29 protein-coding genes are annotated in these 26,690 nt (G+C 67.0%); 18 read left to right on the top strand and 11 right to left on the bottom strand.

Annotated elements, in window-relative coordinates:
• Positions 1-18: 18 nt before the first annotated feature.
• The 5 genes from rpsE to A5740_RS06815 all read left to right on the top strand — a co-directional run bounded on the left by rpsE (position 19) and on the right by A5740_RS06815 (position 4,829).
• Entirely contained in the window at positions 19-675 is a 657-nt protein-coding gene (gene rpsE, locus A5740_RS06835; RefSeq protein WP_076192879.1) for a 30S ribosomal protein S5, read from the top strand.
• A gap of 2 nt (positions 676-677) precedes the next feature.
• The gene (gene rpmD, locus A5740_RS06830) at positions 678-863 is read left to right on the top strand and encodes a 50S ribosomal protein L30 (RefSeq protein ID WP_076192562.1); all 186 of its coding nucleotides are present in this window, start codon (positions 678-680) and stop codon (positions 861-863) included.
• Entirely contained in the window at positions 863-1,306 is a 444-nt protein-coding gene (rplO, locus tag A5740_RS06825) for a 50S ribosomal protein L15 (protein WP_076192560.1), read from the top strand. Before rpmD ends, rplO begins: the two co-directional genes overlap by 1 nt.
• A 125-nt stretch (positions 1,307-1,431) precedes the next feature.
• Positions 1,432-3,216 carry a signal peptide peptidase SppA gene (gene sppA, locus A5740_RS06820; RefSeq protein ID WP_076192558.1) on the top strand — a complete coding sequence of 595 codons (1,785 nt, stop codon included), beginning with the start codon at positions 1,432-1,434 and terminating at the stop codon, positions 3,214-3,216.
• A gap of 251 nt (positions 3,217-3,467) precedes the next feature.
• Complete coding sequence (locus tag A5740_RS06815) at positions 3,468-4,829, top strand: MFS transporter (protein WP_254849109.1); 1,362 nt, start codon at positions 3,468-3,470, stop codon at positions 4,827-4,829.
• Here A5740_RS06815 and A5740_RS06810 read toward each other — a convergent pair.
• From A5740_RS06810 to A5740_RS06795, 4 genes are read right to left on the bottom strand one after another with little or no spacing between them, the layout of a single operon-like run.
• The gene (locus A5740_RS06810) at positions 4,812-5,753 is read right to left on the bottom strand and encodes a class I SAM-dependent methyltransferase (protein WP_076192554.1); all 942 of its coding nucleotides are present in this window, start codon (positions 5,751-5,753) and stop codon (positions 4,812-4,814) included. The genes A5740_RS06815 and A5740_RS06810 overlap by 18 nt on opposite strands.
• An 18-nt stretch (positions 5,754-5,771) precedes the next feature.
• Entirely contained in the window at positions 5,772-6,677 is a 906-nt protein-coding gene (locus tag A5740_RS06805) for a class I SAM-dependent methyltransferase (RefSeq protein ID WP_076192552.1), read from the bottom strand.
• 8 nt (positions 6,678-6,685) lie between these two features.
• Positions 6,686-7,588, bottom strand: coding sequence for a class I SAM-dependent methyltransferase (locus A5740_RS06800; protein ID WP_076192550.1), 903 nt, complete (start codon positions 7,586-7,588; stop codon positions 6,686-6,688).
• 14 nt (positions 7,589-7,602) lie between these two features.
• Positions 7,603-8,517, bottom strand: coding sequence for a class I SAM-dependent methyltransferase (locus tag A5740_RS06795; RefSeq protein ID WP_076192548.1), 915 nt, complete (start codon positions 8,515-8,517; stop codon positions 7,603-7,605).
• 301 nt (positions 8,518-8,818) lie between these two features.
• On the opposite strand from A5740_RS06795, the gene secY reads away from it, so the two are divergent.
• The 11 genes from secY (at position 8,819) to A5740_RS06740 (ending at position 18,412) form a co-directional block, all read left to right on the top strand.
• Positions 8,819-10,144 (top strand): preprotein translocase subunit SecY, encoded by a 1,326-nt coding sequence (gene secY / locus A5740_RS06790; RefSeq protein WP_076192546.1) that lies wholly within the window; start codon positions 8,819-8,821, stop codon positions 10,142-10,144.
• Complete coding sequence (locus tag A5740_RS06785; RefSeq protein WP_076192544.1) at positions 10,141-10,686, top strand: adenylate kinase; 546 nt, start codon at positions 10,141-10,143, stop codon at positions 10,684-10,686. The genes secY and A5740_RS06785 overlap by 4 nt, the downstream gene beginning before the upstream one ends.
• Positions 10,683-11,480, top strand: a complete 798-nt coding sequence (gene map, locus A5740_RS06780) for a type I methionyl aminopeptidase (RefSeq protein WP_076192542.1) — start codon at positions 10,683-10,685, stop codon at positions 11,478-11,480. Before A5740_RS06785 ends, map begins: the two co-directional genes overlap by 4 nt.
• Before the next feature lie 103 nt (positions 11,481-11,583).
• Positions 11,584-12,111, top strand: coding sequence for a sigma-70 family RNA polymerase sigma factor (locus A5740_RS06775; protein WP_076192540.1), 528 nt, complete (start codon positions 11,584-11,586; stop codon positions 12,109-12,111).
• Positions 12,108-12,845 carry a zf-HC2 domain-containing protein gene (locus A5740_RS06770; RefSeq protein ID WP_076192538.1) on the top strand — a complete coding sequence of 246 codons (738 nt, stop codon included), beginning with the start codon at positions 12,108-12,110 and terminating at the stop codon, positions 12,843-12,845. Before A5740_RS06775 ends, A5740_RS06770 begins: the two co-directional genes overlap by 4 nt.
• Before the next feature lie 86 nt (positions 12,846-12,931).
• A complete protein-coding gene (locus A5740_RS06765) occupies positions 12,932-14,620 on the top strand; it encodes a thiamine pyrophosphate-binding protein (protein WP_076192537.1) in 1,689 nt (562 codons plus the stop codon).
• Positions 14,601-15,263 (top strand): SRPBCC family protein, encoded by a 663-nt coding sequence (locus A5740_RS06760; RefSeq protein WP_076192535.1) that lies wholly within the window; start codon positions 14,601-14,603, stop codon positions 15,261-15,263. The genes A5740_RS06765 and A5740_RS06760 overlap by 20 nt, the downstream gene beginning before the upstream one ends.
• A gap of 9 nt (positions 15,264-15,272) precedes the next feature.
• Positions 15,273-16,325 carry a 3-oxoacyl-ACP synthase III family protein gene (locus tag A5740_RS06755; protein ID WP_076192533.1) on the top strand — a complete coding sequence of 351 codons (1,053 nt, stop codon included), beginning with the start codon at positions 15,273-15,275 and terminating at the stop codon, positions 16,323-16,325.
• Positions 16,325-17,356 carry a histidinol-phosphate transaminase gene (locus A5740_RS06750; protein WP_076192877.1) on the top strand — a complete coding sequence of 344 codons (1,032 nt, stop codon included), beginning with the start codon at positions 16,325-16,327 and terminating at the stop codon, positions 17,354-17,356. The genes A5740_RS06755 and A5740_RS06750 overlap by 1 nt, the downstream gene beginning before the upstream one ends.
• A gap of 66 nt (positions 17,357-17,422) precedes the next feature.
• Complete coding sequence (locus A5740_RS06745; protein ID WP_076192531.1) at positions 17,423-17,926, top strand: MarR family winged helix-turn-helix transcriptional regulator; 504 nt, start codon at positions 17,423-17,425, stop codon at positions 17,924-17,926.
• A 57-nt stretch (positions 17,927-17,983) separates the two neighbouring features.
• Entirely contained in the window at positions 17,984-18,412 is a 429-nt protein-coding gene (locus tag A5740_RS06740) for a hypothetical protein (protein ID WP_076192876.1), read from the top strand.
• On the opposite strand, the gene A5740_RS06735 is transcribed toward A5740_RS06740, so the two are convergent.
• Both A5740_RS06735 and A5740_RS06730 read right to left on the bottom strand, forming a co-directional pair.
• Positions 18,413-19,591 (bottom strand): GAF domain-containing sensor histidine kinase, encoded by a 1,179-nt coding sequence (locus A5740_RS06735; protein ID WP_076192874.1) that lies wholly within the window; start codon positions 19,589-19,591, stop codon positions 18,413-18,415.
• A 44-nt stretch (positions 19,592-19,635) separates the two neighbouring features.
• The gene (locus tag A5740_RS06730) at positions 19,636-20,298 is read right to left on the bottom strand and encodes a response regulator transcription factor (protein WP_076192529.1); all 663 of its coding nucleotides are present in this window, start codon (positions 20,296-20,298) and stop codon (positions 19,636-19,638) included.
• Positions 20,299-20,402: 104 nt separating this feature from the next.
• Between A5740_RS06730 and A5740_RS06725 the strand changes: the two genes are divergently transcribed.
• Positions 20,403-21,206: an HAD family hydrolase gene (locus A5740_RS06725; protein ID WP_139334975.1), complete on the top strand. Its 804-nt coding sequence runs from the start codon at positions 20,403-20,405 to the stop codon at positions 21,204-21,206.
• A gap of 110 nt (positions 21,207-21,316) precedes the next feature.
• Positions 21,317-22,153, top strand: coding sequence for a hypothetical protein (locus tag A5740_RS06720; protein WP_076192527.1), 837 nt, complete (start codon positions 21,317-21,319; stop codon positions 22,151-22,153).
• 56 nt (positions 22,154-22,209) lie between these two features.
• Here the strand turns inward: A5740_RS06720 and mmsB are convergent, their stop codons facing one another.
• From mmsB to A5740_RS06700, 5 genes are all read right to left on the bottom strand, one after another.
• Entirely contained in the window at positions 22,210-23,082 is an 873-nt protein-coding gene (gene mmsB, locus A5740_RS06715; protein ID WP_076192525.1) for a 3-hydroxyisobutyrate dehydrogenase, read from the bottom strand.
• Between the two features lie 12 nt (positions 23,083-23,094).
• Entirely contained in the window at positions 23,095-24,261 is a 1,167-nt protein-coding gene (locus tag A5740_RS06710; RefSeq protein ID WP_076192523.1) for an acyl-CoA dehydrogenase family protein, read from the bottom strand.
• A 13-nt stretch (positions 24,262-24,274) separates the two neighbouring features.
• On the bottom strand, positions 24,275-25,795 hold the full coding sequence (locus A5740_RS06705) for a CoA-acylating methylmalonate-semialdehyde dehydrogenase (RefSeq protein ID WP_076192521.1): 1,521 nt from the start codon (positions 25,793-25,795) through the stop codon (positions 24,275-24,277).
• Positions 25,796-25,905: 110 nt separating this feature from the next.
• A complete protein-coding gene (locus tag A5740_RS29295) occupies positions 25,906-26,034 on the bottom strand; it encodes a hypothetical protein (protein WP_256386350.1) in 129 nt (42 codons plus the stop codon).
• The gene (locus tag A5740_RS06700) at positions 26,031-26,642 is read right to left on the bottom strand and encodes a TetR/AcrR family transcriptional regulator (RefSeq protein WP_254849097.1); all 612 of its coding nucleotides are present in this window, start codon (positions 26,640-26,642) and stop codon (positions 26,031-26,033) included. Before A5740_RS06700 ends, A5740_RS29295 begins: the two co-directional genes overlap by 4 nt.
• Positions 26,643-26,690: the final 48 nt, after the last annotated feature.

Raw genomic sequence — 26,690 nt, 5'->3', positions numbered from 1 at the left:
CAACGAGAGGACTGCATGATGGCCGAGCAGGCAACTGGTGCCGGCGGCCCAGGCGCTTCCGACAACCGTGGTGGCCGCGGCCGCCGCGACGACCGCGGTGGCCGTGGTGGCCGCGACAGCGGTGAGAAGAGCAACTACATCGAGCGCGTGGTGTCGATCAACCGCGTCTCCAAGGTGGTCAAGGGTGGTCGGCGCTTCAGCTTCACCGCTCTGGTCATCGTCGGCGACGGCAAGGGCATGGTCGGCGTCGGCTACGGCAAGGCCAAGGAAGTTCCGGCCGCCATCGCCAAGGGTGTCGAGGAAGCTCGCAAGAACTTCTTCCGCGTCCCGCTGATCGGTGGCACCATCGTCCACCCGGTTCAGGGTGAGGCGGCCGCCGGTGTGGTGATGCTGCGTCCGGCCAGCCCCGGTACCGGTGTGATCGCCGGTGGTGCGGCTCGCGCGGTGCTGGAATGCGCCGGCGTGCACGACATCCTGGCCAAGTCGCTGGGCAGCGACAACGCGATCAACGTGGTGCATGCCACCGTTGCCGCGCTGAAGATGATCCAGCGGCCCGAAGAGGTGGCGGCCCGTCGCGGTCTGCCGCTGGAGGACGTGGCGCCGGCCGGCATGCTCAAGGCCCGGCGTGAGAGCGAAGCGCTGGCTGCCGCAGCAGCGCGTGAGGGATCGGCATAGCCATGGCAGAACTCAAGATCACCCAGGTGCGCGGAACCATCGGCGCACGCTGGAAGCAGCGCGAAAGCCTGCGGACGCTGGGTCTGAAGAAGATCCGTCAGTCCGTGGTGCGTGAGGACAACGATCAGACCCGTGGTCTGATCAACGTTGTGCACCACCTCGTCGAGGTGGAGGAGGTGAAGTCCTGATGTCTGTTATCAAGCTTCACGACCTGAAGCCCGCTCCCGGGGAGAAGACCGCCAAGACCCGCGTCGGTCGTGGTGAGGGCTCCAAGGGTAAGACTGCAGGTCGTGGTACCAAGGGCACCAAGGCCCGCAAGAACGTCCCGGTGATGTTCGAGGGTGGCCAGATGCCGATCCACATGCGGCTGCCGAAGCTCAAGGGCTTCAAGAACCGCTTCCGGACCGAGTATGAGGTCGTCAACGTCGGCGACATCAACAAGGCATTCCCGGAGGGTGGCACCGTCGGTGTCGACGAGCTGGTCGCCAAGGGCCTGGTTCGCAAGAACACCCTGGTGAAGGTTCTCGGCGACGGCAAGCTGGCCGTCAAGGTCGACGTGACCGCCAACAAGTTCAGTGGAAGTGCCCGCGAGGCGATCACCGCTGCCGGCGGTTCGGCCACCGAGCTGTAATTGGCGGCTCGCCGCCGTGCTGTAATTTTCTCTGCGCGAGCAGACGCAAAGCTGCCCCAAAACTTCGGTTTTGGGGCAGTTTTGCGTCTGCTCGGCACTCTCAGGTGACCGGTAGGCTCGGAACCATGTTCGCCTTCCTCCCAGGACTTCCCGGCCAGGACGACCTCAAGGCGTTGGTGCGTCGCGTCGACACCGCCCGCCACAACGGCGTGCCCAGCGGCTGCGTGCTCGAGCTGGATCTCCTGTCGATACCGCCGGAGACGGTCGGCTTCGACCCCCTCGCGATGATCGCCGGCGGGGGCCGCCCGATGACGTTGCGTCACGCTGTGGCCGCGATCCACCGCGCCGCCGAGGACGACCGGGTCGCCGGGTTGATCGCGCGGGTGCAGCTTCCGGCCGCCGCGCCCGGTCCGGTTCAGGAACTGCGCGAGGCCATCACGGCGTTCAGCGCCATCAAGCCCACGGTGGCCTGGGCCGAAACCTATCCGGGCACGTTGTCCTACTATCTGGCCTCGGCCTTCCGTGAAGTGTGGATGCAGCCGTCGGGGACCGTCGGTCTGATCGGTTTCGCCACCAACGCGATGTTCTTGCGCGACGCGCTGGACAAGGTGGGCATCGAGGCGCAGTTCGTCGCCCGCGGCGAATACAAATCTGCGGCAAACGTTTTCACCGAGGACCGGTACACCGACGCGCAGCGCGAAGCCGACGGCCGGATGATCGAGAGCCTGCAGACCCAGGTATGGCACGCGATCGCGGAATCGCGGAACCTGAGCCCCGAGGCGGTCGACGCGCTGGCCGACACCGCGCCGGTGTTGCGTGACGCCGCGGTCAGTGCCGGGTTGGTCGACCGCATCGGTTTCCGCGACGAGGCCTACGCGCGGATCGGGGAGTTGTCCGGGGGCCCGACCGAGGCCGGCGCCGACGCCGACAGCCACCCCGACGCCCTTCCGCGGCTTTATCTTTCGCGATACGCGCGGACGGCGCCCAAGGTCCCCGCGCCGCCGATTCCCGGTCGCAAGGCCAGGCCCACCGTCGCGGTGGTGACCTTGCACGGCCCCATCGTCAGCGGCCGGGGCGGGCCGCAGGTGCTGCCGCTGGGGAACTCGAGCGCCGGCGGGGACACGATCGCCGCGGCATTGCGGGAGGCCGCGGCCGACGACGACGTATCGGCGATCGTGCTGCGGGTCGAGAGCCCGGGCGGGTCGGTGAGCGGGTCGGAAACCATTTGGCGCGAAGTGGTTCGGGCCCGTGAGCGGGGTAAGCCCGTGGTTGCATCGATGGGCGCGGTCGCGGCTTCGGGCGGCTATTACGTGTCGATGGCGGCCGACGAGATCGTGGCCAATGCCGGCACCCTCACCGGATCCATCGGTGTGATCACCGGGAAACTGGTGTCGCGTGAGCTCAAGGACAAACTCGGGGTCGGCACAGATTCGTTGCGTACCAACGCCAATGCCGACGCCTGGTCCTCGGATGCGCCGTTCACCGACGAGCAGCATGCCAACATCGAAGCCGAGACCGGCGTGATGTACACCGATTTCATCGAGCGGGTGGCACACGGGCGCAACCTCAGCGTCGAGCAGGTCGAGGAGGTGGCCCGCGGCCGGGTGTGGACGGGGTCGGACGCCAAAGAACGCGGCCTCGTCGACGAACTCGGTGGTCTGCGTACCGCGATCACCCGGGCCAAGGTGTTGGCCGGGCTGGACCCGGACACCAAGGTGCGGGTTCTTGGCTATCCCGGCTCGTCCTGGTTGGACATGCTGCGGCCCAAACCGTCGTCCCAGCCTGCGGCGGCATCGTTGCCGCAGGCCATGGGTGTGTTGGTCGGACACTCGGTGCGGGGCATCCTCGATCAGGCCGAACGCAGCATTACCGGTGTCAATGCCCTCTGGTTGGGCGAACACCGATTCTGACCCGGACCCGCCGAGCACGGGGGAGATTCGCATCAGGACGTGTGGCGCGGTAACGTCAGCGGCGGAGCAGAAGGTAGCCAATCAAACTACGGTCTGGCCCTGCGGTGTTGATCTTCATCAGCCGACGTCGAGGTATGTGACGGGAGCAGTGTCGTCAGGCACGAGGAGGTCCCGTGGGCACCGCGCACTCGGACGGCACGAACGAGACGAACGACTCATCGGGTCCATCGGAAACAACCGATCAGTCCGCTGTGGAGGACACTCCCCCCGAAGTTCAACGGCGTGCCGTCGCCGCCTCGGCGATCGGTAACGCCACCGAATGGTTCGACTACGGCATCTATGCCTACGGCGTGACCTACATATCGGCGGCCATCTTCCCCGGCAGCTCCGAGCACGCGACACTGCTGGCTCTGATGACGTTCGCGGTGTCCTTCCTGGTCCGGCCTCTCGGCGGGTTCGTCTGGGGGCCGCTGGGAGACCGGATCGGCCGTAAACAGGTGCTGGCCATCACGATTCTGTTGATGGCCGGCTCCACGCTGTGTGTGGGGCTGGTGCCGACGTATGCGTCGATCGGGATCTGGGCCCCGGTGCTGATGGTGCTGCTGCGGATGGTTCAGGGCTTCTCCACCGGCGGCGAGTACGGCGGCGCCGCGACCTTCATGGCCGAATACGCGCCATCGCGTCGGCGCGGATTCCTCGGCAGCTTCCTGGAATTCGGCACGCTGGCCGGGTTCTCCCTTGGCGCGCTGATGATGTTGGGCTTCTCGCTGATCCTCACCGAGGACCAGATGGGTTCGTGGGGTTGGCGTTTGCCGTTCCTGGTGGCAGCTCCGTTGGGGCTCATCGGTGTCTACCTCCGCACCCGGTTGTCCGAGACACCGGTGTTCCAGGAACTCGCCGAGTCGGGGGAGGAGGAATCGCAGCCGTCCACCGAACTCAAGGAACTCCTGCTGCAGTACTGGGGTCCGGTGCTGAGGTTGGGCGGCCTGGTGGTGGCGCTCAACGTGGTGAACTACACCCTGCTGACCTACATGCCCACGTATCTGAAGAGCACCATCGGCCTGTCCACCGACATGTCGTTGGTGGTGCCGATCATCGGGATGTTGGCGATGATGGTGTTCGTGCCGTTCGCCGGGCGTATCTCGGATCGGGTTGGGCGCAAACCGATGTGGTGGTTCTCGCTGATCGGTCTCTTCATTGCGGGTGTGCCGATGTTCCTGCTGATGGGCGCCAGCCCATTGGGCGCGGTGATCGGCTACGCGGTGCTGGGGCTGCTGTATGTCCCGCAGCTGGCCACCATCTCGGCCACCTTCCCGGCCATGTTCCCGACCCAGGTCCGATACGCCGGTTTCGCGATCGCCTACAACGTGTCCACGTCGATATTCGGCGGTACCGCACCGGCAGTCAACGACTGGCTGGTCAATCTGACCGGCGACAACCTGGTGCCCGCGTATTACATGATGGTGGCGTGCGTGATCGGCGGTGTGGCGCTGGTGAAATGTCCGGAGACGGCGAGGTGTCCGATCAGTGGCACCGAGATCCCGGGGACGCCGGAGGCGCCACCGGCTCTGGACTACGACGCGGAAGCCGACAACTCAGGCCGAGCTGCCTGAGCCTGAAGGCAGAGTGCCACTGACGTAGACGATCTCGCCCATCGGATCGTTGTCGTCTCGGTCCGGCGCGGCAAGGCCGTGGCGGGTGAACAGTTCCGAGCGCGGCACACCGGTCATCTGCCAACCCTTGGCGCCGAGATAGTCGGCGGCCGAATGCCGTTCGCCATGGTAGACCAGCGAGGGCATGTCCATGTTCAGCCCGATCTGGCTGAACGTGGCGGTGGCGGCCCGCGCCTTGTCGGGATCGAAATCCTTGATTCCCGGCACGAATTCGGTTGCCACCGCACTGCCGGGGGCGCTGAGTGCGTCGATGTTGTCGAAGAGCCGGTCCTGCGCCTCGGGCGGCAGATAGATCAGCAGTCCCTCGGCGCACCACGCGGTCGGTGCGCCCGGATCGAAACCCGCCGCCCGCAATGCGGCCGGCCAGTCGTCACGCAGGTCGATCGGCACGGTGCGGCGGTGCGCGGTCGGCTCGGCGCCCAGATCCGCCAGCGTGCGGGTCTTGAACTCGATCACCTCCGGCTGGTCAATTTCGTAGACCACGGTTTCCGCCGGCCACGGCAGGCGGTACGCGCGTGAGTCCAGGCCGGATGCCAGGATCACGGCCTGCCGGATGCCGGTCTCGCCCGAAGTCAGGAAGAAGTCGTCGAAAAACCGGGTACGCACGGCCATTTCGTCGATGTTGGCGCGGGCTCGTTCGGCCGCCTCCGGCGACATCTGGGCCAACGTGTCGAAATCCAGTTCACCGTCGACCATCTTGGTGAACGCCTCGATACCCACCGCGCGCACCAGTGGCGCGGCAAACGGATCGTCGATCAGCCCGTGGTCGTCGCGGCTGGCGATCGCCCGGCCGGTCGCCACCAGCGTCGCGGTTGCTCCGACGCTGGAGGCGAGATCCCAGCTGTCCCCGTCACTGCGTGCCATCGCGGGCCTCCTGGTCGTTTAGTTCGCCGGTTTCAGGACTGCTGAAAGATAACCCGAATCACCGCCCATGTCGGCCAGTTCATCGGGGAATTCGAACCCATGTGACTCGTAGGCGGCTCGCGTCGTCTGCACCGTGACCTCCCAGCCCGACTGGGTGAGATAGTCACGAGCAGTGGCCCGCTCGCCCGAGTAGAACAGATCCATCAGATCCACATCGGACCCGGTTTTCTTCGACCACTCGCTGACCCGTTGGGTCCAGTCCCCGGTGAGCATCTCGGCGTCCATGTGCTCGGTGGCCAGCCGACTGCCCGGTGCGCTGAGCGCGGTGATGTTGTCGAAGAGCCGATCCTGTGCCTCGGCCGGCAGGTAGATCAGCAACCCCTCGGCGATCCAGGCGGTCGGGATCGACGGGTCGAATCCCTTGGCGCGCAATTCCTGCGGCCAGTCCTCCCGCAGATCGATCGGCACGCTGTGGTGGGTGGCGCCCGGCTCGGCCCCCAGGCCGGCCAGGGTGCGCGTCTTGAAGTCCAGCACCGCCGGTTGGTCCACCTCGAACACCGCACTGTCGGTGGGCCAGGCCAACCGGTAGGCGCGGGTGTCCAGACCGGAGGCCAGAATCACCGCCTGCCGAATGCCGGATGCTGTTGCAGCGGTGAAGAAATCGTCGAAGAACCGGGTGCGCACAGCGATCTGCTCACACATCCGCTGCCGGTCCAACATCAGATCGCCCTCGACGCACACCTCACCGTCGGCGAGCCGGATGCTGTGTTCGAGGCCGACCGCCCGCACCAACGCGTCGGCATACGGGTCGTTGATGAGCGGATCGGACTGCTTGGTGGCCAGTGCCCGGGAGGCCGCGACACCGGTCGCGGTGGCGCCGACGCTGGTGGCCAGATCCCAGGTGTCACCCTCGGTGCGTGCCATGCTTGCTCCTAATCTCGAATAGCGGTGACCGCTAATGAATTGCGCTGTTGCGCAACGGCGTCCCCGGTGGGGAAGGTGCGTCCGTATTCGGCGAACACCTCGGGGCGGGGCCGCGCCGTCACCGACCATCCGCCGGCGGTGAGGTACTCGACCACCGAATTGCGTTCCCCGTCGTACCAGAGGTTGGCCAGATCGAGGTCCAGACCGTGATCACGCCACTGGTCGGTCATCACCCGCCCCCGGTCACGTAGCGCAGCCGAGATATCCGGATGGAACTCCGTGGCCAACCTGCTGCCCGGTGCGCTGAGACCGGTGATGTTGTCGAACAGCCGGTCTTGGGCGTCCGGCGGCAGATAGGCCAGCAGACCTTCGGCGCTCCATGCGCTGGGCACTGTCGGGTCGAACCCGGCGGCACGCAGCGCCGCCGGCCAGTCGTCACGGAGATCGACGGCGACGGTGCGGCGTTCGGCGGTGGGGGCCGCCCCGATCTGGGCCATGGTGGCCGTCTTCGCGCCGATGACCTCGGGTTGGTCGATCTCGTAGACGACGGTGCCCTCGGGCCAGGGCAGCCGGTACGCGCGCGCGTCCAGTCCGGAGGCCAGAATCACCGCCTGCCGGATACCGGCCTCACCCGACGAGATGAAGAAGTCGTCGAAGAACCTGGTCCGGACCGCCATCACCCCGATCATCAGGTGCGCGCCCTCGGCCAGCTCGCCGTCGAGTTCGATCTCACCGTCGACCAGCTTGGTGAAGAACTCGACTCCCACCGCGCGTACCAGTGCCGCGGCGTAGGGGTCGCGGATCAGCGGATCCGGTTCGGCACTGGCGATGGCGCGGGCCGCGGCGACCATCGTCGCCGTCGCGCCCACGCTGGAGGCCAGATCCCAGGTGTCGGCATCAGACCGTGCCATTGTTCGGATTACCCCTACTTCTCGGCGCTGATGTAGAGCACCGACGCGGCGTGGGCCTCATCTTTGACGGGCGGCAGGCCGGTGCGGACCAGCAGATCGTTCGAGGAGATGCCGGTGGCTTTCCAGGCATGCCCTTGCAGGTAGGTCAGTACGTCAGCGCGGTCGCCCAGAAAGATCAGCTCGTTGAGGTCGATGTCGAGGCCGTGGGAGCGCCAGCGGTCGGTGAACTCCTGCATGCGGGCCCGGATCGTCTCTTCGTCGTTGGTCTCGGTGGCGGGCACCCCCTCGACGCCGAGGCGGCTGCCGGGTGCACTGAGCGCGGTGATCTGGTCGAGCAGCCGATCCTGGGCGTCGGCAGGCAGGTAACCCAGCAACCCCTCGGCGATCCAGGCGGTCGGCACCGACGCGTCGAAGCCGGCCTCGGCCAGCGCGGTCGGCCAGTCGAATCGCAGATCGACGGCGACGGTGCGGCGGTCGGTCGTCGGAACGGCGCCGAGAGCGGCCATCGTCTCGGTTTTGAACCGGGTCACCTCAGGCTGATCGATCTCATAGACGACGGTGCCGTCCGGCCAGGGCAGCCGATATGCCCGCGAGTCCAGGCCGGCCGCCAGGATGACCGCCTGCCGGATGCCGGAGCGACTTGCGGTCAGGAAGAAGTCGTCGAAGAAGCGCGTGCGCGCAGCCATGCCGTTGGCGAACCGGATCAGACCGGTCGCCGCCTCCTCGTCGAGGCCCTCGGTGGTGAAGTTCTCGTCGACGAGCTTGGTGAAGAACTCCATGCCGACGGCGCGGACCAGGGGAGCGGCGAACGGGTCGTCGATCACCGGATCATCGGCGTTGGTGGCCATCGCGCGGGCCGCCGCGACCATCGTCGCCGTGGCGCCCACGCTGGAGGCCAGATCCCATGTGTCGTCAGCCGTACGGGCCATGATTCCCCTTAGTTCAGTCGAACGCGCAGTGCAGATGAGGTGTTAGTTAGCTGGCTTAATCAGCTGGCGCCGACTGTACGCCGCGAATCTGAAGAGAGCCTTAGTCCCAGATCCGGCTGATCGATGCGGGTGCATGCAGGGTCCACCCCGATGCGACTGTTACTCTCGTAGACTGATTTGGCGGCTGAGTCCGCAGGCTGCGCGCCTGCAGGGCGGCCGTACATGACTTTGACCAAGACGCTGGCACCAACCAGCCCCATTTGGCACGCCGCGCTGAGAGGTCGGCTGCGCAGGAGGAAGAGTGCTTTCGGCTTTCATCTCGTCGCTGCGAACGGCCGATCTCAGGCGCAAGATTCTGTTCACGCTCGCAATGGTGATCCTCTACCGGGTCGGGGCCACCCTCCCGTCCCCCGGGGTCAACTACCCGAACGTCCAGAAATGCATCGAGCAGGTCAGCGGTGGCGATTCGGCGCAGGTCTACTCCCTGATCAACCTGTTCTCCGGTGGCGCCCTGCTGCAGTTGAGCGTGTTCGCGGTGGGCGTCATGCCCTACATCACCGCCAGCATCATCGTGCAGCTGCTGACGGTGGTCATCCCACGCTTCGAACAGCTGCGTAAAGAGGGACAGGCCGGCCAGGCCAAGATGACGCAGTACACCCGTTACCTCGCCATCGCGCTGGCGGTCCTGCAGGGCACCAGCATCGTGGCGCTGGCAGCCAACGGCGGACTGATGCAGGGCTGCAGCCTCGACGTCATCCAGGACAGCTCGATCTTCGGTCTCATCGTCATCGTGCTGGTGATGACCGCGGGCGCGGCGCTGGTGATGTGGATGGGTGAGCTGGTCACCGAGCGCGGCATCGGCAACGGCATGTCGCTGCTGATCTTCGCCGGTATCGCCGCACGCATCCCGGCCGAGGGCCAGATGATCCTCGACTCCCGTGGCGGGCTGGTGTTCGCCCTGGTCTGCGGTGCCGCACTGCTGATCCTCGCCGGCGTCACGTTCGTCGAGCAGGGCCAGCGCCGTATCCCGGTGCAGTACGCCAAGCGCATGGTGGGCCGCAAGATGTACGGCGGCACGTCGACCTATCTGCCGCTGAAGGTCAACCAGGCCGGCGTCATCCCGGTGATCTTCGCGTCGTCGCTGATCTACATCCCGATGCTGGTCACCCAGCTGATCCGCAGCGGCAGCTCCAACCCGGGCACCGGCTGGTGGGACACGTTCGTGGCCGACCACCTGACCAACCCGGCCGACGGGGTCTACATCGCCGTCTACTTCGGCCTGATCATCTTCTTCACGTACTTCTATGTGTCGATCACCTTCAACCCCGACGAGCGTGCCGACGAGATGAAGAAGTTCGGCGGGTTCATCCCGGGCATCCGCCCCGGAAAGCCGACCGCCGACTACCTGCGGTTCGTGTTGAGCCGGATCACCCTGCCGGGTTCGATCTACCTCGGCGTGATCGCGGTCCTGCCGAACGTCTTCCTGCAGATGGGCAGCGGGGCGACGCTACAGAATCTGCCATTTGGCGGTGTGGCGGTTCTGATCATGATCGGTGTCGGCTTGGATACCGTCAAACAAATCGAGAGCCAGCTCATGCAACGTAACTACGAAGGGTTCCTGAAGTGAGAGTCGTTCTACTCGGACCGCCCGGTGCGGGCAAAGGCACGCAGGCAGAGAAGCTGTCCGAGAAGCTCGGCATCCCGCAGATCTCCACCGGGGACCTGTTCCGGAAGAACATCGGCGACGGCACCCCGCTGGGCCTGGAGGCCAAGCGCTACCTCGATGCCGGCGATCTCGTGCCCGCGGAGCTGACCAACCGCCTCGTCGAGGATCGGATCGACCAGGAGGACGCGGCGGACGGGTTCATCCTCGACGGCTACCCGCGCTCGGTGGCGCAGGCCGGCGCACTCAAGGAAATGCTGGCCGCCCGCAACACCAAGCTGGACGCGGTGGTGGAGTTCCAGGTGTCCGAAGATGAGTTGCTGACCCGCCTGAAGGGGCGTGGCCGCGCCGACGACACCGACGAGGTGATCCGCAACCGGATGAAGGTCTACCGCGAGGAGACCGAGCCGCTGCTGGAGTACTACCGCGACGACCTGAAGACCGTGGATGCAGTGGGCGGCCTCGATGAGGTGTTCGCCCGCGCATTGCACGCACTGGGCAAGTGATCGGGTTGCCGGGGTTACGCAAGCGCAAGGTTGTCGCTCAGCGCAGCGCCGGAGAGCTCGACGCGATGGCGGTGGCCGGGGCGCTGGTCGCCTCGGCGCTGCGCGCCGTGCAGGCGGCCGCCAAACCCGGGGTGTCGACGCTCGAACTGGATCAGATCGCCGAAGCCGTCATCCGCGACGGTCGCGGCACCCCATCGTTCCTCGGTTATCACGGGTTCCCGGCCAGCATCTGTGCCTCCGTCAATGACCGTGTGGTGCATGGCATTCCGTCATCAGACGAGATCTTGGCTGCCGGTGACCTGGTGTCCATCGACTGCGGTGCGATCGTCGACGGCTGGCACGGGGACTCGGCCGTGACATTCGGTGTCGGCGCGCTCATCCCGGCCGACGAAGCCCTCTCGGCCGCCACGAAGGCGGCGATGGAAGCCGGTATCGCCGCGATGCTGCCCGGAAACCGGCTCACCGACGTCTCGCACGCCATCGAGGTCGAGACCCACGCGGCCGAGGCGCGCCACGACCGCAAGTACGGCATCGTCGAGGGCTACGGCGGCCACGGTATCGGCCGGCAGATGCACATGGATCCGTTTCTGCCCAATGAAGGCGCACCCGGGCGGGGCCCGTACCTGGCCCCGGGCTCGGTGCTGGCGATCGAACCGATGCTCACCCTGGGCACCCGCGAGACCGTGATCCTCGACGACGAGTGGACCGTCGTCACTGCCGACGGCACCCGTGCCGCGCACTGGGAGCACACGGTCGCCGTGACCGAAGACGGCCCGCGCATCCTCACCAAGTAGCGTTTGCCGGCAATTCGCGCGTCTGCTCTGGCGCCCACCTCCTGGCAAAGGTTCTAATTGAACCGGATCACCGCCAACGTCGTATCACAGACGGAGGTTGGGAATGGACGATCCGGAGGCCGCCATGATGCGGGTGCTCTACGAAGAACATGCCGGGGCGCTGTGGCGCTACGCCCTGCGGCTCACGGGTGACCGGGCCCGGGCCGAGGACGTGGTGCAGGAAACGCTGCTGCGGGCCTGGCGGCACCCTGAGGTCACCTCGGACGAGGCCCGGTCGGCGCGGGCCTGGCTGTTCACCGTCGCCCGCAACATGATCATCGACGAACGCCGGAGCGCCCGGTTTCGCAACGAAACCGGGGTATCCGACCCCGAACAGGTGGCCGAACATTCCGGCGCCGCCGGCGCCCCCGACCAGGTGGATACCGCGTTGGACCGAATCCTGTTGACCACAGCCCTGAGCCAACTGTCCGACGAGCACCGGGCGGTCGTGCGCCGCGCCTACTACCAGGGCTGGACGACCGGCCAGATCGCCGCGGATCTGCACATACCCGAGGGCACCGTGAAATCCCGGCTGCACTACGCGGTACGCGCACTACGACTCAACCTGCAAGAGATGGGGGTGACACGATGACGCAGTTCGGTGTGCCCCACATTCCTGATCCGGTGGAAACCGATCGGTACCGGACCTGGGATGCGGCCTACGTGCTGGGATCGCTGGAGGGCGGCGAACGCCGCGAGTACGAGGAGCATCTGCAGGGATGCGCGCAATGCCGTTCCGCAGTGGCGGAATTGAGCGGTATGCCGGCGCTGCTGGCGATGCTCGACCTCGACGACGTGCGCGCGCTCGAAGCCGGTGAACCGGATCCGCCGTTGCGTCCCGAGGTGCTGGACTCCGTGCTGGCCAAGGTCAGTTGGCGGCGACGCCGGTCGCGCTGGGTGACCACGGCGGCCGTCGGTCTGGCTGCCGCCCTGCTGGCCGTCGGCGTCGTGATCGGTCTTCGACCCGAGGTGTTCGGGCTGAGCAGTGGTGGCGAGCAGCAGCAGAACGCGCAGATGATGACGATGTCCAAGATGTCGGATACGCCGATCAACGCGAGCATCGCCATGACGGGGTACTCCTGGGGCACCCGCATCGACATGTCGTGCAGTTACGGCAACTGGGGCAAACAAGATGCGCCCCCGCAGAATTTAGGCATGGTGGTGATCGGCCGCGACGGCAGCCGCCATGAAGTGGCGACCTGGCTGGGATTGTCCGGGGCCACCGCCCTGCCCAGCGGCAACACCCAGATGCCGATGGCGGATATCGCTGCGGTGCAACTGGTTACCTCTCCCGACGGCACGGTGCTGCTGGAAAAGAAACTCTGAAAACCGTTTCCCTCGGTTTCGGCGATGGTTGAACCTATTCCGGTTGCCGGTCGTGTCACACGGCAGAAAGCGGAAGCAGGTGACCAATGGCCGATCAGCACAGGGTGGTCGACCACATCGTCGACTACCTGGCGGCGACGGGTATCACGCATGTCTTCGGGGTCGACGGCGCCAACATCGAAGACCTCTTCGACGCGGCATACTCCTGTGACGGCATCACCGCGGTGCTGGCCAAGCACGAATTCTCCGCTGCGGCAATGGCCGACGGCTACAGCCGCAGCGGTGCCGGAATCGGTGTGGTGGCGGCGACCTCGGGCGGCGGTTGCCTGAACACCGTGCCGGGGCTGGGGGAGTCACTGGCCGGCCGGGTGCCGGTACTGGCGTTGATCGGCCAGGCGCCGACGGTACTCGACGGCCGCGGCGCGTTCCAGGACACCAGCGGGGACAACGGAAGCCTCGACGCGCAGTCCTTGTTCTCCGCGGTGTCGGTGTACTGCCGCCGGGTGGTAGATCCCGACGACATCCGCACCGCCTTACCGGATGCGCTCGCCGCCGCACGTGCCGGAGGCCCAGCGGTGTTGTTGCTGCCCAAAGACATTCAGCAATCACCGCTGGACGGGTCGATCGACGGTCGGAACAACCGAACCCCGTCGGCACAGTGCGATTCCGATCTCGGGACACTCGAGCGGGCACTGCGCGACGTCGACGGACCGATCACGATCATCGCCGGTGAACAGGTGGCCCGGGACGACGCCCGCACCGCACTGGAATCACTGCGGGCCGTACTGCGGGCAGCCGTGGCCACCACACCCGATGCCAAGGACGTCGCGGGCATTCCGGAACTCGGTTCGTCCTTCGGAGTGGGCGTGGCCGGGGTGATGGGCCATCCCGGGGTAATCGCCACCGCGGCCCGCAGTGCGCTGTGCCTGCTGGTCGGTTCCCGGATGCCGGTGACCGCGCGGGCCGGACTCGACGAGGTGTGGTCCACGGTGCCGACCTACTCGATCGGTGCGCAGGAGCCCTACCTGTCGTGTGGCCACGTCTACTCCGACGATCTACGAGTGTCGCTGGCCCACCTGACGCGGGCGTTGGGCGGCGCTGGGCAGCGGAAACCAAAGACCGTGGCGCCCGGTGGGTTGCGACCGCCGGACCATCACGGACCGGGTATCCGGTACCGCGATGCGATGACCGTGCTCGACGCGGCGCTACCGGACGGCACCGACATCGTGGTCGATGCGGGCAACATCGGAGCCTCGGCGATCCACCATCTACCGGTGCGGCGCGATGGCCGCTTCATCGTGGCACTCGGTATGGGCGGGATGGGCTACAGCTTCGGAGCCGGCATCGGGATGACGTTTCACCGGGGGACCGGTGGCCGCAGACGCACCGTGGTGATCGCCGGCGACGGCGCATTCTTCATGCACGGCATGGAGATCCACACCGCTATCCAGTACCGGCTGCCCATCACCTTCGTGCTGTTCGACAACCACGCGCACGCCATGTGCGTCACCCGTGAACAGCTGTTCTACGGCAACCGCCACTGCTACAACCGGTTCGGGCCGAGCCGGCTGGGCGCCGGGCTGGCCGCGATGTTCCCCGGACTGCCCGCCGCCGACGTCACCGAGATCCACGACTTGCCGAACGCGGTGCAGGCGGCGCTGTACGCCGACGGTCCCTCGGTGCTCGGCATCGAATGCTCGGCCGACGAAATTCCACCATTCGCACCGTTTCTGACCGCCCAGGAGGCCGAAAATCATGTCCCTGCCCGCACTTGACGACATCACCGAACCATTGGCCGGGCTCATCCGGATCGAGACCTCACCCAAGGACAAGGCCACCCCGGTCATCATGGAGATGATGCGGTCGGTCTATCCGCACGACCAGGTGTTCGGTCAATACTGCACGGTCAACGACTACATCGAATGTCCACCCGATGAGTTGTTCGACTACCTGTCCGACACCCGCTGCCTGGAGGAGTGGACCTACAGCTTGCGGGGATTCACCCAGACGGAGCAGCCCGAGTTGTGGCTCGCCCACGACCGGCTCGGCGCCGGGCCGGACGGTCCGGGTAGTGAGATCTACACCCGCACCGTGGCCCACCGCGACGCGCTGACCGTCGACTACCACTGTGCCTGGGATCAGGGTAGGCACCTGTGGATGGTCTATCTGATGCGTATCGTCGACGCCCAGGTGGTCTTCGACAAGCCGGGATCGGTTGTGCTGTGGACCAATTGCCACCATCCGTTCTATGACGAGAACCCCTACCCCGAGACCGCGCCGCCAGGACGACCGGTCTGGGTCGGCGACTTCTGGGACATGTTCGGTCCCGGTCACCTGCTGGAGTTGCGCAACCTCAAGGCGATCGCCGAGTACCGGTACCGCCATGGCTTGCCGATCACCCCGGCCTGGATGCGATGAGGCGCCCCCATGTCCGACACGAACACCCCCGTCAGCCTCGTCGACGTCTCCACCTACCTGCCCGGTGAACCGATCGGCGCCGGCTACTACGGCGGATTCGCCGAAACCGATGAGCTGGCCGAGAACATGATGTTCCGGGCGCCGCGGTTCCGCCATCACGTCGGACCCGACGAAACCGCGATCGACATGGTCCAACGGGCGGCCACCGGGGTGATCGAACGGCACGGCGCCGACGTCGTCGCGGGAGCCGACGTGCTGATCACCCACACGCAGTTGCCCGATACCCCGTTCTACGGGAGCGGCGGCGGTATCGCGCACCGGCTCGGGATGAAGCCGAACTGGGTGATCGACCTGCACAACGGCGGCTGTGCGGCCTTCGTCCTCGCGCTGAAAGTCGCTCGCACGCTGTTGTGTTCGGGTGAGGGGCACACCGCGGTGATCGCGATCGCGCAGAATGCGGCGGGACAGATCTTCGACCAGCCCACGATCCGGCGCAGAGCTCAGGCCGCGGTGCCCGGGGACGGTGCGGCGGTGGGCCTGGTGACTCGCTCTGATCTCTCGCCCATCCTCGACGTGGAATGCCGTACCTACGGCGAGTACGCGGGTGAGATGACCATCGCCGTCGACCCGCCGCGCAAGTGGTGGCAACCGGGTCCCGGGGAGGGCTGCATCGGCTTCACCGAGAGCAAGATCACCAAGGTGCTGGCACGGGGTAACCGGCAGGTTCCCGAGGTGTCCTACGCGGTCTGCGACCGGCTCGGGATAGCCCCCCGAGACGTCGACCTGCTGGTCACCAACCAGCCCAACCGCGTCTTCCTGCGGAACTGGCGCGAGGCGTTGGAACTACCCGAGCGCAGACACGTCGATACGTTCGACGAGTGTGGAAACCTTTTCGCCGCAGGTATTCCCGTCAATCTGGATCGGGCGGTGACCGAGGGCCGGGTGAGCGCCGGCGACACCGTACTGATGGCGGCGTTCGCCCACGCCGGTGATTTCGCCGGCGCCGCGGCGGTGCGGTGGGGCGGCCGGACCGCCGTCGGGGCCGGCGTGAGGACCGCCTGATGGCGGCGCCGCGCACCGCGCTCCTCGACGCGGTGGGCGCACTGCCGCAGGCGGTCAACCCATTGGCGTTGTCGCTCAACGAATGCCCCTTCCCACCGCTGCCCGCGGTGCGCTCGGCGCTACACGCCTGCGACGGGGCGGCCAACCGGTATCCGGAGTTCCTGCCGCAGCGGTTGCGCTCGTTGATCGCCGAGCACGACGGGATATCCGAAGAACAGGTGATCGTGGGCGCCGGCGCGACGGGCGTCATCATGCAGGTGCTGCATGCGGTGACCAGTCCCGGTGACACGATGGTGATGTCGGCACCGACCTTCGACGGATATCCGATCTTCGCCCAGATGGCGCGCTTACAGACGGTGACCGTGCCGCTCGATCCGCACGGCCGGCACGATCTGGACGCGATGGCCGAGGCCGCGCGACAGGCCCGCGTCGTGGTGGTCTGCCGCCCGCACAACCCGACCGGCACCATCGACCCGGCCGGCGCCATCGAGCGCTTCCTGACGCGGCTGCCCGCCGACACCGTCGTCGTGCTGGACGAGGCGTATGTGGAATTCCTGTCTGCCGCCGACCGCCTCGACGGCCCCAACCTGGTCGGCCGGTTCGGCAATGTCGTGGTGGTGCGGACGTTTTCGAAGGCCTACGGGCTGGCCGGCCTGCGGATCGGCTACGGCTTCTGCGCTGCCGATCTCGGCCGGCTGTTGTGGCGGATGCAGCTGCCGTTCGGCGTCGGACTCAACGCCCAGGTCGCCGTCGCAGCCTCGTACGCTGCGGAAGAACAGCTGCGCCAACGGATCCGGATGATCACGGCGGAGCGGCGTCATCTCCAGATGCGGCTGCGTGCGGCAGGGGTGTACAACACCGATGCGCGGGCCAACTTCGTGTTCCTGCCCGGCCGGGCCACACCGTGGTCGACGGTGTTCGAGGGCAGCGGGCTTCAACTACGCCATTACCCCGACGGCGGCGTGCGGATCACCGTCGGGTCACGGCAGTCGACCCGCGCGGTGCTCGACGCGGTGACGGCCGCCCGCTGAGCGGACCGATCGCGGCGTAACACGCGGAATGCGCGGAGCCCGCGCGGTGATGCGGTAAGAAGAGGCGTGACCTCACCACCGGACAAGCGTGACCCCATCGCGCAGGCCCGTGCGAACTGGGAGGCCGCCGGGTGGGGCGAGGTGGCCGGCGGCATGGTCGCGGTGACCTCGGTGATGCGGGCCCACCAGATCCTGCTGGCCCGGGTGGAGACCGCATTGCGGCCCTACGATCTGAGCTTCTCCCGGTTCGAGCTCCTGCGCTTGCTGGCCTTCAGCCGGTCTGGCGCGCTGCCGATCACCAAGGCGTCCGATCGGCTGCAGGTGCACGTCACCAGCGTCACGCACGCGATCCGGCGGCTGGAGGCCAACGGTCTGGTGGAGCGGATCCCCCATCCCACCGACGGCCGCACTACGTTGGTGCGCATCACCGACCTCGGCCGCTCGACCGTGGAGGACGCCACCGTCACCCTCAATGAGCAGGTGTTCGCCGACGTCGGGATGTCCGAAGAACAGTCGCAGGCGCTGGTGGCCTCCATCGAGACGTTGCGTCGACACTCCGGCGATTTCTGAAGCCTGGGCCGTCGGGCCGAACCCGCCTACTCTCGAAACCAGGCGAGGGGAGTGCAGATGAACGCCAAGCTCGGTGCGGGTCTCGGTGCCGTCGCGGTCATCGTGCTCGCGGCCTGCAGCAACACCACCACCGGGGTGGCCACCGCGCCCGACGACGTCACCCCGTTCACCACGTCGTCGAAGGCGCCCACCCGGACGGAGGCCCCGACCACGCGCGCAGCCCCGGGTGGTGGCCCCGCGGCGTTACCGCCGGCCGCGTATGCCGAGGTCCGTGCCGCCGGAATCAAGGGATCCGACAGCGCCATCCGCGATCAGCTGATGATGGCCTGCATCATGGGCAACGGCAGCTTCAACAAGACCAAGCAGGATGTCGTCGACGTACTGACCCAGATGGGCAGCAACCTTCCGCCCGATGCGTTGATGACGATCGTGAACGTGGCGATCAAGTACGAGTGCCCCGAACTCGCCGGGAAACTCGGCGGCTGACTACTGGATCGTCGCGGGCAACGGGATGGCCGCGGTGACGGTGGTGCCCGCGCCCGGCCGGGACCGGATGTGCAACCGGCCGCCGACGATCTCGGCCCGCTCGGCCATCGACAACAGGCCGTAGCCACCCATCTCGTCACTGCCCAGCGGGTGCTCGAAGGTGTCGAAACCTTTTCCGTCGTCGACGATTTCGAGCCGGGCCACACTGTCCTCGACGGCGAAGGTCAACCGTGCCCGGTTCGCCTCGGCGTGTTTGACCACGTTCTGCAGACACTCCTGGGCGATCCGGTACAGCGCCAGCTCGATGTGATCGGGCACCCGGGTCTCGGCCAGATCGACCTCGATCGCCGGGCGGGGGATCGAGCGGGCCAGGCTGGCCAGTCCGCCGGACAGACCCAGGTCGTCGAGTACCGGCGGGCGCAACCCGCTGATCGCCGCGCGGGCCTCCTGCAACGTCAACGCGACCAATTCCCGCGCGGCCGCCAACTGTTCGGCCACCACATGCGGCTCGGCGGCCCGGGCGGCGGCGTCGAGCCGGTAGGACAACGTCACCAGCCGCTGGGAGATCCCGTCGTGAATGTCGCCGGCCAGCCGGCGCCGCTCGAGCTCCTGCGCCTCGATCACCTGCTCGACGAAATTCTCGTGCGCGCGCTCGCGGGCCACCAGCTGGCGGTGCAGCCGGGCCTGATGCAACGCGCCGGCGATCAGCCGACCGATCACCAGCAGCAACTCCACGTCGCGCGGGGTGAACTCGCGGCGGTCGACCGTGTGCACATTGAGCACACCGACCAACCCGCCCGGGCCGGTCTCCATCGGCACCGACACCATCGAGGTGAAGTCGCGCCCGCGCAGCGACTCGAACGGTCTGTACCGCGGATCGGACTCCTTGTCGTGACCGATCACCACGGGTTGGCGGTGGCTGGCCACCCAACCGGAGATGCCCTGCCCGAGCGGCAACCGGATCTTGCCGATCTCGGCGTCGAACGGCGGGGTGGCCCCGGCCAGCGTCAGAGAACGATCGGAGTCGTCGAGCACGTGCACGAAGCACACATCGGTGGCGGTGGCCGCGGTGATCATCCGGGCGGCCGCGGCGGCCAGCGGCTCCACGCCCGGTCCGCTCGACGCGGCCTGGATGAGCTCGCGCAGCAGAGCCAACTCGCGGTCGGCGGTCAGGTGGATCGGACCGAGGCCTCGGGCAGGCTCGTCGGTCTGGGGCTGGTCGGTCACTGGTAGATGCCTTCCCGCAGCGCTGTGGCCACCGCACCCGCCCGGTCACTGACCCCGAGCTTGCGGTAGATCGAACGCAGATGGGTCTTCACGGTTTCCTCGCCGATCACCAGCTTGTTGGCGATCCCGCGGTTGGACAGGCCCGTGACCACGAACGACAGGATTTCGCTCTCCCGTTGGGTCAGACCCTGACGCACGCCGGGCCAGAACTCGTCGCGTTGCAGCCGGGCCGCGGTGCCTGCGGCGCGCGCCGCCATGCCGGGATCGATCGCGGTCTGGCCGCTGTGGGCGAACTCCAGCTGGCGGACGAGCTCGTCACTGCTGATGCTCTTCAACAGATACCCGGCCGCCCCGACTCGCAGCGCCTGGAACAGGTACTGCTCGTCGTCGTAGACCGACAGCATGACCACCTTGCGGTCCGGATCGCGGTCGCGCAGCGTCCGGCACAGGTCCAACCCGCTGCAGCCCTCCATCCGCACGTCGCACAGCACGATGTCGGGATTCAGCGTCTCGATGACACTCACAGCGCGTTCGGCGCCGACCGCCTGACCGACGACCTCGACCCGGTCGCTGAATGTGGCAAGCATGGCCTTGAGACCCTCGATGACCATTTCATGGTCGTCGACCAGCACAAGGCGCACCGGTGTGGAGGGCGCCATGGCATCACCCTAAAGGGGGCGGCAGCGTCGGTGGCCGAACTTCCACTGCCCAATCCCCCGTAGGGGGGACGCGCCGTGGTTGTGACGTAGGACACTCTCGATGCGTGACCACGCCACAGGAGAAGTCATGGCGCGCCGGGCGGTTCTGGTGGGACTGTCCGCAGGCCGACACCCGGCCTCATCCGCTGCGCGCGCTGATCCTCGATCTCGACGCGCTGACGGACCTTGACGTCGACGGGCATCGCGTCGTGTTCAACGCCGCGTTCGCCGCGCACGATCTACCCATCCAATGGGGAGTCGCCCGATACCGGCAGCTGCTGGCCCTACGCGACGAGCGTCAACGGGTCACCGCTGAGCTGCGCAAGCGCTGCGTGGGACCGGAATGCGATGTGCTCACCGAAGTGCTCGCCGACGAGATCTGCATGACCAAGGACATGATGTTCGACGAGATGATCCTCGACGCCGGGCTGACGCCTCGATCCGGTCTGGTGGATCTGATGAACGACGCCTTCCTGGCCGGTCTGCCGGTCGGGGTGGTTGCCGCCGGCCGCCGGCGCTGGGCCGAGCCCCTGATCCGGCAACTGGTCGGTGACGGTCTGGTCGAAACCGTGGTGACCACCGACGACGTGAGCGACCCCGGGGCAGAGCTGTACCGGCACGTCCTCGTCGAGCTCGGAGTGCCAGGACCCGACGCGCTCGCGATGACCGGATCGGCAACGGGTCTGCGGGCCGCCAACGACGCCGGGATGGCCGGCGTACTCATCGATCCCGATCCCGACGCCGGCGCGATGTGCCCCGGGGCGATCGCGGTCCGGCCCGATTTCGCCGGGGTGGACCCGCTACGCCTGGCGGACTGCCAGCGGCTGCACACCCAGTGGTGGGGCCAGCGCAGTCCGACGGCGGCATAGCGTCTCGACGATCAGCCACGTTTGTAACCCCACGGCGGCCAAACGCGAGTTCTGGCGCCACCACGTTACGAATGTGAGGTTGTCGGTGGGCGCGGGCACACTTCTCCCGCATGGTGGAACCGTTCATCGGCAGTGAGGCGATTGCGGCCGGAAAGCTGACCCGCCACCAATTGCGCGCCCGGTTCGTGGCCGTACACCACGACGTTTATGTCCCGAGGGGCGCCGTGCCCACGGCCGTGCTACGAGCCAAAGCCGCCTGGTTGCGCTCACGACGGCGGGGTGTGCTGGCCGGATACTCTGCGTCGGCGCTGCACGGTGCCCGTTGGATCGATCCTGCGCTTCCGGCCAACATTCTCGACACCAACCGGCGGTCGACTCGGGGCGTCGTCGCATGGGCCGACACGATCGAGGATGACGAAATTTGTCGGGTCGGCGACCTCCGGCTCACCACACCGGCACGGACCGCGCTGGATCTGGCCTGTCGATTGCCCGAAGACACTGCTGTGCCCGCGATCGATGCCCTGGCGCGAGCCGCCCGCCTGAAAGACGCAGACATCTACCTGGCTGCGCAGCGGCACGCCGGGCGCAAGGGCATCAAACAGGCGCGGACGACCATCGCCCTGGTTGACCCGGGCGCCGAATCACCGCAAGAAACCTGGTTGCCGCTGCTGGTTGTTCGTGCGGGCTATCCGCCACCGCGGACACAGCACCCGATCTACAACGAGTACGGCGCGTTGATCGGAGAGGTCGACCTGGGCTGGCCCGAGCTGAAAATCGCCATGGAATATGAGGGCCAGCACCACACCGATCCCGACGTGCTCCGCAAGGACATCGCGCGCATCGATGAGATACGCGAAATGGGCTGGATCGTCATCCGAGTGACCTGCCGCGATGGTGAGGCCTCCGTCCTCGGCAGGCTGGCCAAGGCCTGCGCTTCACGTTTGTAACCGGGTGGCGGCGAAACGCGAGTTCTGGCGCCACCACGTTACGAACGCGAACGCGGTTAGCCGCGCAGCGTCTCGATGACCGCGCTGAAGTCCTTGTCCGCGTGGTCTTGCGCGAAATCGGCGTAGATCTGCGCCGCGTGGGTTCCCAACGGCGCCGACGACTGGGTCGACATCACCGCCGCCATCGCCAGGCCGAGATCCTTGTTCATCAGGGCAGTGGCGAACCCCGGCGTGAAGTCGTTGTTGGCCGGCGATGTCGGAACCGGGCCGGGCACGGGGCAATTCGTGTGTACCGCCCAGCAGTTGCCGGTGGCGCCGGTGACCACATCGAACAGTGACTGCGCCGACAGGCCCAACTTCTCGGCCAGCACGAAAGCCTCGCCGACGGCGATCTGCTGCACGGCGAGCACCATGTTGTTGCAGAGCTTGGCGGCCTGACCGGTGCCCGACCCGCCGCAATGGATGATCTTGCCTGCCATGGGATCGAGCACCGGGCGGGCGCGCTCGACTGCCTCGTCGCTACCGCCGACCATGAACGCCAGCGTGCCCGCGGTCGCGCCCTTCACGCCGCCGGACACCGGGGCGTCGAGCTGGGCGTGGCCGTGTTCGTCGGCCTTTGCGTGGATCTCGCGGGCATCGTCGACCGAGATGGTGGAGGTGTCGATGAACAACGTGCCTTTCGCCGCAGCGGGCAGCACCTCGGCGTAACACGCTTTGACGATGTTGCCGTTGGGCAGCGACGTGATCACCACCTCGGCGCCGGCTACGGCCTCGGCACCGGCGTCGAAGACCTTGACACCGTTGGCTTCAGCGGCTGACTTCGATGCCGGCATCGGATCGAAGCCGTGCACGGTATGGCCTGCTGCGACCAGGTTGGCCGCCATCGGGCCGCCCATGTGTCCCAAACCGAGGAACGCGATCGTGGTCACGTATGTCTCTCCCTATCCAGAGTTGCGGACGCGGGCTGACTCGGAGCGCCCGATCACCACACGCATGATTTCGTTGGTTCCCTCAAGGATGCGGTGCACCCGCAGATCCCGGACGATTTTCTCCAGACCGTACTCCCGCAGATAGCCGTAGCCGCCGTGCAACTGCAGGGCCTTGTCGGCCACCTCGAAGCACGTGTCGGTGACATACAGCTTGGCCATCGCGCACAGCGTCACCTTGTCGGGGTGATCGGAATCGAGCGCAGACGCCGCCCGCCACAACATGTTTCGTGACGTCTCCAGGCCGGTGGCCATGTCGGCCAAGGTGAATCGGATGGTCGGCTCGTCGAGCAGGGCGCCGCCGAACGCCTGACGGTCGGCCAGGTAACCGAGCGTCTTGTCGTAGGCGGCCTGCGCGCCACCCAGCGAGCAGGCGGCGATGTTGATCCGCCCGCCGTTGAGCCCGTTCATCGCGATGCCGAAGCCGGTGCCCTCGGTGCCGCCGAGCAGCGCCTCGGCCGGAACGCGGGCGCCTTCGAAGATCACCTGCGCGGTGGGTTGGGCGTTCCAGCCCATCTTCTGTTCGTCGGGGCCGAAACTCAGCCCAGGGGTGTCCTTTTCGACGACAAAGGTCGAGATGCCCTTCGGGCCCGGCTGGGCTTGGGGGTCCCCGGTTCTGGCCATGACGATATAGACATCAGACGTGCCGGCACCGGAGATGAACTGTTTGACACCGTCGAGCACGTAATCGTCACCGTCACGCACGGCGCGGGTGCGCAGTGCGGCCGCGTCGGACCCGGCTCCCGGCTCGGTCAGGCAGTAGCTCGCGATCGCCTCCATCGAGGCCAGCTTCGGCACCCAGTTCTTGCGCTGCTCCTCGGTGCCGAAGCTGTCCACCATCCACGCGCACATGTTGTGGATGGACAGGAAGGCCGACAGGGTCGGGTCGGCGGCGGCGAGAGCCTCGAAGATGCGCACCGCATCCAGTCGGCGCAGCCCGCTACCGCCGGTGTCCTCACTGCAGTAGATGGCGCCCATGCCGAGTTCGGCCGCCGCACGCAATACGTCGGTGGGGAAGTGGTGGGTCTCGTCCCACTCCAACGCATATGGCGCGATGCGCTTCTCGGCGAACGCGGCCGCCGTATCGGCGATCACGCGTTCGTCGTCATCCATCTCGAACATGTGCGGGCCCGGTCTACTTGAAGGTGGGGATGACGAACTCGGCGCCATCCTTGATGCCCGACGGCCAGCGCTCGGTCACGGTCTTGACCTTGGTGTAGAACTGGATCGACGCGGTCCCGTACTGGTTCAGGTCGCCGAATCCGGACCGCTTCCAACCGCCGAAGCTGTGGTAGGACACCGGCACCGGGATCGGCACGTTGACACCGACCATGCCGACCTGCACGCGCGAGACGAAATCGCGGGCGGCGTCGCCGTCGCGGGTGAACACCGCCACGCCGTTGCCGTACTCGTGCTCCGACGGCAGCCGCAGGGCCTCTTCGTAGTCGTGCGCGCGCACGATGCACAGCACCGGCCCGAAGATCTCGTCGGTGTAGATCGACATGTCGGCGGTGACGTTGTCGAACAGGGTGGGCCCGATGAAGTAGCCCTTCGACAGATCCTCGTCACCGAAGGTGAGGTCGTCGCTGGCCCGTTCACGACCGTCGACCACCAGCTCGGCGCCGGCCTCGACGCCCTGGTTGATGTAGTCCTTGACGCGCTCCAGGGCGGCGCCGGTGACCAGTGGGCCGTAATCGGCCTTCGGGTCCAGGCTGTGTCCGACGCGGAGCTGGTTGATCCGCTCGACCAGCCGGTTGCGCAGCCGGTTCGCCGTTTCCTCGCCGACCGGCACCGCGACGCTGATCGCCATGCAGCGCTCGCCGGCACTGCCGTAGCCGGCGCCGATCAGGGCGTCGACGGCCTGGTCCAGGTCGGCGTCGGGCAGCACGACCATGTGGTTCTTCGCGCCGCCGAAGCACTGGGCGCGCTTACCGTGCGCGGCCGCGCCGGAGTAGATGTACTGGGCGATGTCCGACGAGCCGACGAAGCCGACGGCCTTGATGTCGGGATGCTCCAAGATCGCGTCGACGGCTTCCTTGTCGCCCTGGACGACCTGCAGCACGCCCGCGGGCAGGCCGGCCTCGGTGAACAGCTCGGCCAGCCGCAGCGGCACCGAGGGGTCCCGCTCCGACGGCTTGAGGATCAGGGCGTTGCCGCAGGCCAGGGCCGGCCCGGCCTTCCACAGCGGGATCATCGCCGGAAAGTTGAACGGCGTGATGCCGGCGACGACGCCCAGGGGCTGGCGGATCGAGTAGACGTCGATGCCGGTGCCGGCACCCTCGGTGAACTCGCCCTTCATCAGATGCGGGATGCCGACGGCGAACTCGATGACCTCGATGCCGCGCTGGATGTCACCGTGGCTGTCGGCGACGGTCTTGCCGTGTTCCTTGGAGAGCAGTTCGGCCAGCTCGTCGGCATTGGCGTTGACCAGCTCGATGAACTTCATCAACACGCGGGCGCGGCGCTGCGGGTTGTAGGCCGCCCATTCCTTCTGGGCCTTGACGGCCGAGGCGACTGCGGCGTCCACATCGGCGGCCGAGGCCAGCAGTACCTGGGCCTGAACCGTGCCGGTGCTGGGGTTGAGCACATCGGCGGTGCGGGTCGACCCGGCGTTGGTGCGCTGGCCGTCGATGTAGTGCTGAATTTGTGTGGTCATGACATCCGTCCAAAGAAATGAATATGCGCAGCGGTAGCAGAGTGGTACAGCCCGGAAACACCCGAGATACTTGGATATCCTAGTAATCGTCGGGAATGTTTGGCAAGGGTTCAGCCGAGCGGTTCGTTCGACCGCGGAGGTGCCGAACGAACGGCGCCGATACTGGCGGCGGTGACCAGGGCGACGCCGAGGTAGCCGAGGATGCCGATCTGCTGACCGAGCACCGCGCGGCCCGTCACTCCGTCACCGGAAGCGCGGCCCCGGTTGCCAGTTCGGCGTACCCGCGCATCAACCGCAGCGCGGTGGCGCGGTCGAGGTCGGGATCCCGCGCCACGATGCGGTAGCCGAGGTAATCCTCCATGGCCATCAGCGTCATAGCGATGTCGCGTGCCGGTGCGGCCAGGGTGAACGTGCCTGCGGCAGAACCGGTTTCGAGTATCCTCGCGTAGAGGCCCACCTGCCGGTGATAGATGTGCTGAACATCGCGGCGTTGGTCGAGTTCGAACCCGGCCGCCAGCACCGCCCGCCAGATGGCCCGCCACTCGGCATCGTCTGCCCCGGTGGGCAGCCCGGCGGCGATGGTCAGCGCGAGCTGATCGCGGGCGTTGTCGATCCGGTCCACCGCGGCGAGTCGGTCGTCATAGAACCGGCTGTCGGAACGTTGCGCCAACTCTGAGAGCAGTTGGTCCATCTCTCGGAAGTAGTACCGCACGGCATTAGGGGTGAGCCCGAGCTCGGCGGCGACATCGGCAATGCGCAGCGTGGCCAGGTCGTGACGCTCGATCAACGCGATCGCCGCGTCGAGGATCTCCTCGCGTCGTTGTGCCTGTCTGTTTGGCCGTGCCACAGCTCCATCCTTACCGATTTCCCCGTTTCGGTTGCGCCGGAGGGCACC

The sequence above is a fragment of the Mycobacterium sp. GA-1841 genome (assembly GCF_001954135.1).
Classification (GTDB): domain Bacteria; phylum Actinomycetota; class Actinomycetes; order Mycobacteriales; family Mycobacteriaceae; genus Mycobacterium.
Note: the sequence above shows the minus strand (reverse complement) of the source record. Positions and strands in the feature narration are given on the sequence as shown.

Excerpts from the sequence above, each read along its gene's own strand:
- A5740_RS06705 (WP_076192521.1), bottom strand. The coding sequence starts at position 25,795 with ATGACCACACAAATTCAGCACTACATCGACGGCCAGCGCACCAACGCC.
- rpmD (WP_076192562.1), top strand. The coding sequence starts at position 678 with ATGGCAGAACTCAAGATCACCCAGGTGCGCGGAACCATCGGCGCACGC.
- A5740_RS06760 (WP_076192535.1), top strand. The coding sequence starts at position 14,601 with ATGTCCCTGCCCGCACTTGACGACATCACCGAACCATTGGCCGGGCTC.
- A5740_RS06810 (WP_076192554.1), bottom strand. The coding sequence starts at position 5,753 with ATGGCACGCAGTGACGGGGACAGCTGGGATCTCGCCTCCAGCGTCGGA.
- A5740_RS06800 (WP_076192550.1), bottom strand. The coding sequence starts at position 7,588 with ATGGCACGGTCTGATGCCGACACCTGGGATCTGGCCTCCAGCGTGGGC.
- rplO (WP_076192560.1), top strand. The coding sequence starts at position 863 with ATGTCTGTTATCAAGCTTCACGACCTGAAGCCCGCTCCCGGGGAGAAG.
- A5740_RS06730 (WP_076192529.1), bottom strand. The coding sequence starts at position 20,298 with ATGGCGCCCTCCACACCGGTGCGCCTTGTGCTGGTCGACGACCATGAA.
- sppA (WP_076192558.1), top strand. The coding sequence starts at position 1,432 with ATGTTCGCCTTCCTCCCAGGACTTCCCGGCCAGGACGACCTCAAGGCG.
- rpsE (WP_076192879.1), top strand. The coding sequence starts at position 19 with ATGGCCGAGCAGGCAACTGGTGCCGGCGGCCCAGGCGCTTCCGACAAC.
- A5740_RS06775 (WP_076192540.1), top strand. The coding sequence starts at position 11,584 with ATGGACGATCCGGAGGCCGCCATGATGCGGGTGCTCTACGAAGAACAT.
- A5740_RS06750 (WP_076192877.1), top strand. The coding sequence starts at position 16,325 with ATGGCGGCGCCGCGCACCGCGCTCCTCGACGCGGTGGGCGCACTGCCG.
- A5740_RS06710 (WP_076192523.1), bottom strand. The coding sequence starts at position 24,261 with ATGTTCGAGATGGATGACGACGAACGCGTGATCGCCGATACGGCGGCC.
- A5740_RS06805 (WP_076192552.1), bottom strand. The coding sequence starts at position 6,677 with ATGGCACGCACCGAGGGTGACACCTGGGATCTGGCCACCAGCGTCGGC.
- A5740_RS06795 (WP_076192548.1), bottom strand. The coding sequence starts at position 8,517 with ATGGCCCGTACGGCTGACGACACATGGGATCTGGCCTCCAGCGTGGGC.
- A5740_RS06770 (WP_076192538.1), top strand. The coding sequence starts at position 12,108 with ATGACGCAGTTCGGTGTGCCCCACATTCCTGATCCGGTGGAAACCGAT.
- A5740_RS06755 (WP_076192533.1), top strand. The coding sequence starts at position 15,273 with ATGTCCGACACGAACACCCCCGTCAGCCTCGTCGACGTCTCCACCTAC.
- A5740_RS06765 (WP_076192537.1), top strand. The coding sequence starts at position 12,932 with ATGGCCGATCAGCACAGGGTGGTCGACCACATCGTCGACTACCTGGCG.
- A5740_RS06720 (WP_076192527.1), top strand. The coding sequence starts at position 21,317 with ATGGTGGAACCGTTCATCGGCAGTGAGGCGATTGCGGCCGGAAAGCTG.
- A5740_RS06740 (WP_076192876.1), top strand. The coding sequence starts at position 17,984 with ATGAACGCCAAGCTCGGTGCGGGTCTCGGTGCCGTCGCGGTCATCGTG.